Source organism: Kitasatospora sp. NPDC088548, assembly GCF_044753005.1.
Classification (GTDB): Bacteria; Actinomycetota; Actinomycetes; order Streptomycetales; family Streptomycetaceae; genus Kitasatospora.
Map to the genome: position 1 here is coordinate 20,087 of NZ_JBIVMI010000051.1, position 10,865 is coordinate 30,951.

7 protein-coding genes and 2 pseudogenes are annotated in these 10,865 nt (G+C 73.2%); 7 read left to right on the plus strand and 2 right to left on the minus strand.

Annotated elements, in window-relative coordinates; genetic code table 11:
• Nucleotides 1-8: 8 nt before the first annotated feature.
• Complete coding sequence (locus tag ACIP82_RS36775; RefSeq protein WP_400659954.1) at nucleotides 9-1,313, minus strand: MFS transporter; 1,305 nt, start codon at nucleotides 1,311-1,313, stop codon at nucleotides 9-11.
• A gap of 129 nt (nucleotides 1,314-1,442) precedes the next feature.
• Between ACIP82_RS36775 and ACIP82_RS36780 the strand changes: the two genes are divergently transcribed.
• Nucleotides 1,443-2,411, plus strand: a complete 969-nt coding sequence (locus ACIP82_RS36780; RefSeq protein WP_400659957.1) for a LysR family transcriptional regulator — start codon at nucleotides 1,443-1,445, stop codon at nucleotides 2,409-2,411.
• A gap of 182 nt (nucleotides 2,412-2,593) precedes the next feature.
• Here the strand turns inward: ACIP82_RS36780 and ACIP82_RS36785 are convergent, their stop codons facing one another.
• A complete protein-coding gene (locus tag ACIP82_RS36785; protein WP_400659960.1) occupies nucleotides 2,594-3,205 on the minus strand; it encodes a YceI family protein in 612 nt (203 codons plus the stop codon).
• Nucleotides 3,206-3,473: 268 nt separating this feature from the next.
• Here ACIP82_RS36785 and ACIP82_RS36790 point away from each other — a divergent pair, with 268 nt between their 5' ends.
• The 6 genes and pseudogenes from ACIP82_RS36790 to ACIP82_RS36815 all read left to right on the plus strand — a co-directional run bounded on the left by ACIP82_RS36790 (nucleotide 3,474) and on the right by ACIP82_RS36815 (nucleotide 10,792).
• Nucleotides 3,474-6,797, plus strand: coding sequence for an SNF2-related protein (locus tag ACIP82_RS36790; protein WP_400659962.1), 3,324 nt, complete (start codon nucleotides 3,474-3,476; stop codon nucleotides 6,795-6,797).
• Nucleotides 6,794-7,048 (plus strand): hypothetical protein, encoded by a 255-nt coding sequence (locus ACIP82_RS36795; RefSeq protein ID WP_400659965.1) that lies wholly within the window; start codon nucleotides 6,794-6,796, stop codon nucleotides 7,046-7,048. Before ACIP82_RS36790 ends, ACIP82_RS36795 begins: the two co-directional genes overlap by 4 nt.
• A 282-nt stretch (nucleotides 7,049-7,330) precedes the next feature.
• Nucleotides 7,331-8,458, plus strand: a complete 1,128-nt coding sequence (locus ACIP82_RS36800) for a MerR family transcriptional regulator (protein WP_400659967.1) — start codon at nucleotides 7,331-7,333, stop codon at nucleotides 8,456-8,458.
• 615 nt (nucleotides 8,459-9,073) lie between these two features.
• Nucleotides 9,074-9,957, plus strand: a pseudogene (locus ACIP82_RS36805) (IS982 family transposase).
• Between the two features lie 70 nt (nucleotides 9,958-10,027).
• Nucleotides 10,028-10,213, plus strand: a pseudogene (locus ACIP82_RS36810) (IS630 family transposase); the annotation flags it as partial.
• Nucleotides 10,214-10,261: 48 nt separating this feature from the next.
• Nucleotides 10,262-10,792: a serine/threonine-protein kinase gene (locus tag ACIP82_RS36815; protein ID WP_400659970.1), complete on the plus strand. Its 531-nt coding sequence runs from the start codon at nucleotides 10,262-10,264 to the stop codon at nucleotides 10,790-10,792.
• Nucleotides 10,793-10,865: the final 73 nt, after the last annotated feature.

Consider the following 10,865-nt stretch of genomic DNA (forward strand, 5'->3'; position numbering starts at 1 on the left):
CCCCGACGCTAGCCCGCAGTACCGACAGTCCGTTCGGAATTTCCGGCCGCGTTCCCAGCCGGGTTCCCGGCCGCGTTCCCGGCGGCAGGCGGCCGGTCCGGGCCCCGCAGGTGGCGGCGGCCGGACAGTGCGATCAGCAGGGCGAGGGCGGCGGCGCCGGCGGGCAGCCAGTAGCCGGTGCCGGGGGCGGCGTGCTCGGCGACCGCCCCGGCGAGGGCCGCACCGGCCGAGATGCCGACCACGATGCCGGACACCGCCACCGCCATGCCCTCGTTCAGCCTCCGCCGCGGCAGCAGCTCCTGGACCAGCGTCATGCCGGTCACCATGGTCGGCGCGGTGCCCGTCCCGGCCGCGAACAGCGCGACCCCGAGCGTGCCGAGCCCGGCCCCACCCAGCCCGGCGGCCAGCGGCAGGAGCAGCAGACCGGCCATCGCCCCGGTGCCCAGCAGGAAACGGACGCCCGGTGCCCGGCGCGGCCGCAGCAGTCCGAAGGCCAGCCCCGCCGCGCACGAGCCGGCCGCGACCAGTGCCAGCAGCCCGCCCGCCACCGGCTTGTGGCCGAGCGCGTCGGCGTACGCCACGGTGGTGATCTCCATCGAGCCGAAGACCATGCCGGTGGCGAGGAAGGTCAGCAGCAGCACCCGCAGGCCGGGCACCCGCAGCGGTGAGCCGTGGCGTTCGCGCGACGGGCGCTCCGCGACCGGCGGTTCGGTCCGCCGCTGGGCCGCGAAGAGCAGGGCGCCGGTGGTGCCGAGCACACCGGCGGTGACCATCCCGGCCTCCGGGGCCAGCGTGGTGCTGAGCGTCATCGCGAGCACCGGCCCGGCCATGAAGCAGAGTTCGTCCAGCGCCTGCTCGAAGGAGTTGGCCAGGTGCCGGGCCGCCGGGTCGTCCCGGTACAGCTGCGCCCAGCGGGCCCGCGCCATGCCACCCAGGTTCGGCGCCGCCGCGCACGCCGCCCAGCAGGCGTACAGCGTCCAGTCGGGAGCCCCGAGCCGGACGCAGAGCAGCAGGCCGGCGAACGGGACGGCGTTGTACAGCGTCGCCGGGACGGCGACCCGCGCCTGCCCGTACCGGTCCACCAGCCGGCCGAGCAGCGGCATGCCGATCGCCCCGGTGACCAGTCCGGCCGCCGCGACGGTGCCCGCCAGCGCGTAGGACCCGCGCCGTTCGGCGAGCAGGACCACCAGCGAGACGCCGGTCATCGACATCGCGAGCCGGCCGAGGAGCCCGGCCAGGGTGAAGGCGGCGGTGCCGGGGGCGGCGAACAGGCGTCGGTAGGAGGCGAACAGGGCGGGGGCGCGCGCGGGCATGGGGCTCCAGGGCAGAGAGGTCCCGGCGGCGGGGGTTTCCGGGGGAGCCCTCAGCTTCGCGGGGCGGACCGGCGCCCGTCCAACACCTGTTTCGCCGGACTCACAACACCCTGTTGTTAATCTGCCGCCATGCCCCGTGACCTGCACCCCCGCCTGCTCCGAGGCTTCGTCGCGACCGCCGAGACGCTGCACTTCGGCCGGGCCGCCGAGCGGCTGCACGTCGCCCAGCAGGCGCTCAGCCGGGACATCCGCGCGCTGGAGCGGCTGCTCGGCGACGCGCTCTTCACCCGGACCACCCGCAGCGTCGAGCTCACCCCGGCGGGGCTGCGGCTGCTGCCGAAGGCGCGTCGGCTGCTGGCCCTGCACGACGAGATCGTCACGGACGCCGCGCACCGTCCGCTGCTGCTGGACCTCAACAGCGACGTCACCGGACCGGACCTGACGGCCTGCCGGGTGCTCGAACGGGCCCGGGCCGCCTGGCCGGAGGGTGAGATCCTGGCGCGCTTCCTCGGCGGACTCGCGGCGGCCGCCGGCGAGCTGCTGGCGCACCGGCTGGATGTCTCGTTCGGCCGATTCGCCGGCCTGTCGACCGGTCTGCGTTCCCAACTCGCCCAGGTGCCGGTTCGGTTGGAGCCGATCTCGGTGATGATGGCGGTCGGCCACCCGCTGGCCGGCCGGTCGGTGCTGCGCCTCGCCGAGCTGGCCGGTCACCCGGTGGACGTCTGCGCCGGCAATCCGGCCACCACGGAGTGGGCGGACCTCGGCGCCCGGCTGCTGGCCGAGCACGGCCTGGTGGCCGCCGCGCCGTACGTCCCGCCGGTCGGCGTGGACGAGACCGCCCGCTACCTCGCCCGGCACGGCGATCCGATGCTGACCACCACGGGCGGCCCGCTGATCCCCGGTGTGGTGAACGTGCCGCTGGTCGAGCCGGTGCCGCTCAGCCTGGTGAGCCTGGTGCACCGCCCCGACCTGCGTCACCCCGGGCTGACCGCACTGGCCGCCGCGGCCGCCGAACTCGGCTCCCGCGAAGGCTGGTTGCATCGCCCGCCGGGCAGCTGGCTGCCGACGGCCGACGCCGGGTTGGTGGCGCGGGCCTGAGCGATCGGAAGTCTCCCGCCCCGGGCGGAATGGCCCGCCGCCCGGCCGTTGTTGAGGCCGGAGACGAACCCGCCCCTGCCGTTCGGGGGTCGGCAGGGGCGGGGCGTGCGGGTACGTGTTGCGGCGGCGCGGTGGTGAAGCGCCGCGGAGGCGAAGCGGTGCGGTGGCCGTGGTCGGCCGGTTCAGGCCGCCTTGACGGCGGAGATGTCGAAGCTGAGCTTCACCTTCTCGCCGATCAGCACGCCGCCGGTCTCCAGCGCGGCGTTGTAGGTCAGGCCCCAGTCGGTGCGGTCCAGGACGGCGGTGCCCTCGAAGCCGACCCGCTCGGCGCCGTAGGCGTCGGTGGCGCTGCCGGTGTAGTCCAGGTCCAGGACGATCGGGCGGGTGGTGCCCTTGATGGTCAGCTCGCCGGTCAGCCGGTACGAGTCGCCGCGCAGCCGCTCGGCGGAGGTGCTGCGGAAGCGGATCTCGGGGTGGGTCTCGGCGGCGAAGAAGTCGCCGGTGCGCAGGTGCTCGTCGCGCTGCGTCTGGTTGGTGTCGATGCTCGCGACCTTGATCACCAGCTCGGCGGTGGAGTTGCCCGGGGTGGTGCCGTCCAGGTGGAGCTTGCCGTCGTACTCGGTGAAGCGGCCCTTGACGTTGGTGACCATCGCGTGCCGGACCGAGAAGCCGACCTCGCTGTGCGTGGTGTCGATCGCCCAGTCGCCGGTGAGGTGGCCGAGGTCCGGGCCGGCGGGGGCCTCGACGGCGGTGACGGTGGTGGCGGTGTTCTTGGTGCGGTTGAAAAGGCCCATGGCTCCTCCTCGGGTTCGAAGCCATTTGTTTAGGCTTCAACTTGTTGGCTTCAGCCTAGGGCAGTTTCGTTCAAAGTTCAACCATGCTGTTCGGGTGATTCCCCGGAGCCGGCGCCCGTGCCCGCCCGGCCGGCCTCTCGTCGGTGGCGCTTTCCGCTTCGGGGGGCCGAGGCGTCGGCGAACCAGGCCAGTTCCTGTCCGCATTGAGCGCAGGGCCGCCGGATAGTCTTCGAACGTCGGTTCCGCAGACCCCGGGAGGGCCCCGCTCATGTTCGTGCTGCACGCGCTCTGGCGGGCGGACGGGCAGCTGGCGCTCTGGGCCGAGGATGCCCGGGCCTATCCCGCCGCGACGGCGGGTGACGCGCCCGCCGACCGGCCGTCCCCGCGCGCCCACCCGTACGCCTGCCCGGCCGCGGAGGTGGCCGCCCTGCTCGGCGGGATCGGCCCCGGCCTCGGCTGGCTGGCCGGACAGGCCCCCGAGCGGTGGGCCACCTTGCTGCTGCCCGCCGTCGGCGGCCGGCCGGCCCCCTCGCCCGACCTGCCGGTCACCCCCGTGCGCGGCGGCGCGGTCCTGCTGCCGTGGCGGGTGCCCGCCCTGCTGTTCGACGCGGCGGCGGCGGCCCAGCTGCTCGGGGAGGTGTTCGACCCGCACTGGGCCGTGACCGGCGCCGAACTCCCCGGTGCCGGGACCGTCGAGGTCACCTACGGCCCCTCGCTGCGCTGGCTCACCGCCGTGCACGACCTTGCCTGGCGCGTGGTCGGGCGAGGCCGGGTGCTGCCGGTGGCCGTCCTGGAGGGCGGCGTGCCGTCCGCCCGCTGGCGGCCGGACCCGGGGCCGGCCGAACGCCGGGAGGCCGCCGCGCTGGCGGCCGGCTGCCCGCCGGTCTGCCGGGGCGAGTGGCCCGCCGACCCCGGCGCTGCCGCCCTCGCCGCTTCGGCTGTTCCCGCCGCCCCCGCCGATCCCGTCCATGTGCCGGGGCGCAGCGGGGAGGCGCTGGTGGAGGCCGTTCTGGCCGCCCTGGTGGACGCCGAGGCCCGCGCCGTGCTCGCCGCCGAGCCCCCACTGCTGAAGCCCGCCGGTGTCGCCCGCCCGGGGGCGGCCGAGCGCTGGCTCGCCGCCCTGGCGGCCCCGGACGGGCGCCTCGCCCCGGAGGGCGGTCCTGCACCGGACGGGCGCCTCGCCCCGGACGGCCTTCCTGTCCCCGGCGCCGGACCGGTCCCGGCCGACCCGGCCGACCCGGCCGACCTGGCCGACCTGGCCGAGCCGCCGGAGTTCGCCGAACTCCGGCGCCGGATCGCCGCCTGGTACGCCGCCGCCGAGCCCGCCTCAGCCGAACTGCGCCTCTGCTTCCGGCTGGTGGAACCGCTCGGCCCTGACCCGGACGACCCGGAAGGGCGGCCGTCCGACGACCACTGGCGGGTCGAGTTCCTGCTCCAGGCCGTCGACGAGCCCTCGCTGCTCGTCCGGGCCGCCGACCTGCACGAGGGCGGTGCCGCGCTGGCCGCGCTGGCCCGCAAGGCGGACGACCCGGCGGAGGTGCTCGCCGCCGAACTGGCCCGGGCCGCCCACCGCTGGCCCGCACTGGACGGGCTGCGCCACCGCGCCCGTCCGGCCGCGCTCCCCCTCGGCCGGGCCGGTGCGCTGGACTTCCTGCGCGACGCCGCGCCCGCGCTCGCCGAGGCCGGCTTCGGCGTCCTGCTGCCCGCCTGGTGGCGCCGCCGCCCCCGGCTCGGGCTCGCCCTGCAGGTCACCACGGTCCCGGCCCCCGGTTCGCTCGCCGTCACCAGCCAGGTGGACCGGGACGCGGTGGTCGCCTTCCGCTGGCAGGCGGCGCTCGGCGACGGCGGTGACCCGCTCAGCGAGGCAGAGCTCGCCGACCTCGCCGCCGCCAAGCAGGGCCTGGTCCGGGTGCGTGGCAAGTGGGTCGAGGCCGACCCCGCGCAGATCGCCGCCGCGCTCTCCTTCCTCGCCCACCGGCGCGACGGGGTGATGTCCGCCGGCCACGTCCTGCGTACGGCGCTCGACCCCGATGCCATGGTGGCCGGTCTGCCGGTCACCGCCGTCAGGGTGGACGGCCCGCTCGGCGAACTGCTCGCCGGCCGCGCCGTCCCGGCCCCCGTGCCCGCCCTCCCCGCGGGCTTCCGTGCCGTCCTCCGCCCTTATCAGGAGCGGGGGCTGGCCTGGCTGAGCGGGCTGGCCGGCCTCGGTCTCGGCGCCGTCCTGGCCGACGACATGGGCCTCGGCAAGACCGTCCAGACCCTCGCCCTGCTGGCCGCCGAGCGGGCCCGGGGCGTCACCGGCCCGACCCTGCTGGTCTGCCCGATGTCCCTGGTCGGCAACTGGCAGCGCGAGACCGAGCGCTTCGCACCGGGACTGCGACTGCACGTCCACCACGGCTCGGGCCGGCTCGGCGAGGACGAACTGGCCGCCGCCGTGAGCGGGGTGGACCTGGTCATCACCACCTACGGCCTGGTCCAGCGCGACCTCGCCGCGCTGCGGGCGATCCGCTGGCGGCGGGTGGTCGCGGACGAGGCGCAGCACATCAAGAACCTCGGCACCGCGCAGTCCCGGGCGATTCGCTCGCTGCCCGTCACCGTCCACCGGATCGCCCTCACCGGCACCCCGGTGGAGAACCGCCTCGCGGAACTGCACGCCGTGCTGGACTTCGCCAACCCCGGACTGCTCGGCTCGGCCGAGCGTTTCAAGGAGCGCTACGCGATCCCGGTCGAGCTGCACCGCAACCCGGACCTCACCGCCGAACTCCAGCGCCGGACCGGGCCGTTCGTCCTGCGCAGGCTCAAGTCCGACCCGGCGGTGGCGGCCGAACTGCCCGCCAAGCAGGAGATGACCGTCTGGTGCAACCTCACCGTCGAACAGGCCAGCCTCTACCAGGCGGTGGTGGCCGACCTGTTGCAGCGGGTGCAGGGCATCAAGGGGGTGCAGCGGCGCGGCACCGTCCTGGCGTCCATCGGCAAGCTCAAGCAGGTCTGCAACCATCCGGCCCAACTGCTGCACGACGGCTCGGCGCTGGGGGAGCGGTCGGGCAAGGTGGCCCGGCTCGCGGAGCTGCTGACGGAGGCGCTGGCCGAAGGGGACCGCGTTCTGGTCTTCACCCAGTACGCGGAGTTCGGCGCGATGCTCCAGCCCTATCTGACCCGGCGGCTCGGCGAGGAGGTGCTCTATCTGCACGGCGGGGTCTCCCGGGCGCGCCGCGAGGAGATGGTGGCGCGCTTCCAGTCGCCGGACGGGCCAAGGGTGTTCCTGCTCTCGCTGCGGGCCGGCGGCACCGGCCTCAACCTGACCGCCGCCAACCAGGTGGTCCACCTCGACCGCTGGTGGAACCCGGCGGTCGAGGAACAGGCCACCGACCGCGCGTTCCGGATCGGCCAGCGCCGCGACGTCCAGGTCCGCCGGCTGGTCTGCGTGGGAACGGTCGAGGAGCGGATCGACGAACTGCTGGCGGCCAAGCGGGCGTTGGCCGAGGCGGTGGTGGGGGAGGGCGAGCAGTGGCTCACCGAGCTGCCCGCCGACGCACTGCGCGAACTGGTCGCGCTCTCCCGTGACGCGGTGGCCGAGGAGGAGGACCGATGACCGGGCAGCACCCGTCCGGGCACCAGCCGGAGCACGGACCGGACCGCGAGTCGACGCGTGAGCCGGAGCGGGGACAGGCGGCGCCCATGACCGTCGCCGACTACTGGCGCGGTGACTTCACCCTGCGCGCCGAGGCGGTCGAGGACCGGATCGAACCCTCGCTGAGCCGCCTCGGCCCGTCCGGGATCACCGTCCGCGGCCGGGACCTCGCCACCCTGCTCGCCCCGGCGTACGACGCCTTCCGGGCCTGACCCCGCCGCCCGATGTCACAGACCGGGGCCCTGTCCGGTCCTCGTGATGGCCCCCGCCCGGTCGACGGCGTGACGGCGTGACGGCGTGGCGGCGTGGCGGTGTGGCGGTGTCCGGGTTCGGCGAGGCGGACGGCGGCGGCCGGATCACCGGGATCCGGGCCCTGCGCGACCCCGGCAGCCCACCCACCGCTGCGGCCCGCGCTCCGCTCCCTACGGCGGATCCCACGGCCGGTCCCGGCCGGCGTTGACCCTCGACCTGGTCGAGACGGCAGAGTCGGCGGCATGGAGAGCGACCTGCGCAGCATCGGCGCACTGGCCCGCGACAGCGGTCTCAGCGTCAGCACCCTGCGCTTCTACGACGGCGCCGACGTGCTCACCCCGGCCTGGGTGGACCCGCAGACCGGCTATCGCTGGTACCGGCCCCGGCAGCTCGCCGACGCCCGGCTGCTCTGCCGGCTGCGGCGGGTCGGTCTGCCGCTGGCCGGCATCCGGGCCGTGCTCGGCGCCGATTCCGGCTCCGGCGCCGCCCACCGGGTGGTGGACGCGCACCTGCGCAGGCTGGAGGACGGCCTCGCCGACGCCCGCCGCGAGCTCTCCCTGATCCGAGCGCTGATCGACCAGAGGGAGAACCCCGTGACCACCACACCCACCGAACTCCGCTTCACCGTCCCGGCCGGTGAGCTGGCCGCCGCGCTGGACGCGGTCCGCTTCGCGGTCGGCGGCGATCCCGAACTGCCGGTCCTGGCCGGCGTGCTGTTCGACCTGGACGGTGCACTGCTGCGCCTGGTCGCCACCGACCGGTACCGGATGGCGCTCGCCGAGGTCCCGGTGCGGGGCGCGTCCCCGGCCGAAGAGCCGGCGACCGAGGGTCTTCCGGCCGGCGCGATCGTTCCGACCGCCCTGGTGGACGGCATCCGCGCGCTGCTCGGCGCGGGTGGCGAGGAGGCGGAGCTGACCCTGGGAGGCGGCCTGGTCCGGGTCGAGACCGGCGGGCACCGCATCGAGGGTGCCACCCCGGACCACGACTACCCCGACTACCGGTCGCTGATCCGCCTCGACCCCGTCCACCGGGTCGGCCTGCCCGCCGCCGAACTGCGCGGCGCCGTCGAGTCCGGCGCCACCCGGACCCTGCCCTCCGGGCCGCACGGGGCCGCCTGCGAGGTCACCGTCCTCGCCCTCGGCCAGGACGGACGGCTCACCGTCGCCCCGGCCGACACCGCCGCCGCACCCGGCGAGGTCCGGGTGGCCGTCAACCGCGACTTCCTGCTGGAGGCGCTCCGGGCCGCCGGCCGACCCGAGCAGCTCGTCCTCGAACTGACCGGTCCGATCGCCCCGTTGGCCATCCGCTCGGCGGACCGGGACGGCACCTTCTCCATCCTGATGCCGATCCGGGTCCCCGACCTCGGGTGATCCGCCGGGCGCGGTCCCGCCCTCCCCGGCCCGGCCCCACCGGAAGCACCGGGGGCCACTGCGCCCTGCGGCGACCTGTCCAGCGGATCTTCCGGGGCCCAGCGCGTCGGCGGGGACGTGAGCCTGAGCACGATAGTTGTCGTTAAACTCTCACCCCGACCTGGCCCTTCTTGAAGCACTGAGCACGATATCAGTCGCCGAATTCGCATCGTTGTTGACGTGTTTCGTGCTTTTTGCAGGCAAGTTGTCGCCAACTTCGAAGATCGCTCCCCCGGCGGGATGCGTACGGCTTACCTGGGACTATGAGCGATATCCGGGGCTCCTTGTGGTCCCACAGCTGTACGTGGACAGATCTGCTGGTCCCTGTCTCGCTGGACGCAGGGCGGGGCGACCTGGACCTGTCCAATGGCTGGACGGATCGGTGGACCGCGACGTGGAAGTACGCCGGGGACGAGATTGCGGGGCCGATCCGGCACCTGGGGCAGGTGCCGGTGGCGAGCCGTGGGCCGATGCGGGGGTTCACCTGGCGGCGGGAGCAGCGGCACCGGCCCGGTCTAGACGAGTAGATCCGAAGTTCTGGCCCGCCAAAGGGCAGAGGGTGTCCAAGATCAGTTTGTGACGACCGACCTGAACACCCTCTTGACCGCACTTTACGTGAAGATCGACGACGAGATCGGAGGAACGCGATGGATGGGACGACCGCCCCTGCTCAGCGACTCCGAACTCGTCTGTCTCGCGGTCGCCCAGGCCCTGCTCGGCTACCACTCCGAAGCCCGCTGGCTTCGCTACGCCCACAAGAACCTGTCCGACATGTTCCCCTGCCTGCCCCAACGGCCCGGCTACAGCAAGCGGTTGAAGTCAGCACTGCCACTGCTCAAGCGCGTGATCCGCGAACTCGCCATGGACAGCGACTTCTGGACCGATACGGTCTGGATCGCCGACTCGACCCCGGTGCCCTGCGGCATGTCCCGCCCCGATCGAACATGGCCGGCTGGGCCGGCTACGGCTACTGTGCCTCCCACTCCCGCTTCTTCTGGGGCCTGCGCCTGTACCTGGTGTGCACCCCGACGGGCATGCCGATCCTGTGGGCGCTGGCCAATCCGAAGCTCGGCGAACGCGAAGTCCTCGCGGCGATGCTCGAAGTCGACGCCGACCTGGTCGCCGGACACGAGGGCATCCTGCTCATCACGGACAAGGGCTTCGCCTCCAAGCCGTTCGAGAAGGACCTCGCCGAGCAGGGCATCGAGCTCCTGCGTCCGTCACTCAAGCGTGAGGAGAAGCGATACGGCGAGCCGATGCTCAAGAAGGTCCGCCAGCTGATCGAGTCGGTCAACGACACCCTCAAAGGGCAGCTTGACCTGGAACGACACGGCGGACGGACCTTCGAGGGCGTGGCCGTCCGGGTGACCCAGCGGGTCCTCGCGATGGCCGCCGGCATCTGGCACAACAACCTGATCGGCGCACCGGTCACCCGCTCGCTGATCGCCTACGACCACTGATCACATCGGATCTACTCGTCTAGTCGCCAAAACGCTCGGCCAGGCGCCACCGACGGGTGATTCGCACTGATCGACACGTCCGACGGCCGGAGCGGAGGGCATGTCGCAGTCGGCCGTCTCGCGGATTTGGCGGGCGTTCGGCCTCAAGCCGCACATCGTGGATACCTGGAAGCTGTCGACCGACCCGCAGTTCATGACCAAGGTCCGCGACGTGATGGGCATCTACCTCGTCCCGTCGGAGAACGCTCTGGTCCTGGCGGCAATTGGCCGATGTTACCGCCCCGAGGGTCAGTAGGGTGGGTTCATGCCGAAGAACGCACCGTTCATCATCGACGGAGTCACTTACGAGCGCGATTCAGCTCCGGGAGAGGGCGGATCAGCCGTGGTGTGGAAGGCCCGCCGTAAGCCCGACGGTCAGGTGCTCGCAGTCAAACGGATTAAGAAGGACCGCGATGCGGACTCCGCTCGCAACGAGCGTTTCAAGCAGGAGATCGAGTACGGGCAGACATCGAGCCACCCGAACGTCGTGAGTATCCACGCGCGCTCAGAGGACGCGAACTTCTTCTACTACGTCATGGACTTCTACCCTATGACGCTGCGAAACGTGATCAACGACGAAACCGATGCTGACGTGCTTCTCGACTACGCGCGCCAGCTCTGCGATGCGCTCGCGTACGTGCACGGCGACGGCATAGTGCATCGCGACATCAAACCTGAGAATATCCTCGTCGACCCTGATGCGCGTCGGCTCGTCCTGGCCGACTTCGGCATCGCACATTTCAAGGACTCATCGCTCACGAATCGTGGGGACCTCTTACTGATCGTTTCAGAATGAGGTTCGGAGCTTTCGCAGGCAGATGATGCTGCAGGCGAGTTGGAGCAGGCCGAGGTGGAGGTCGGCGCGTATC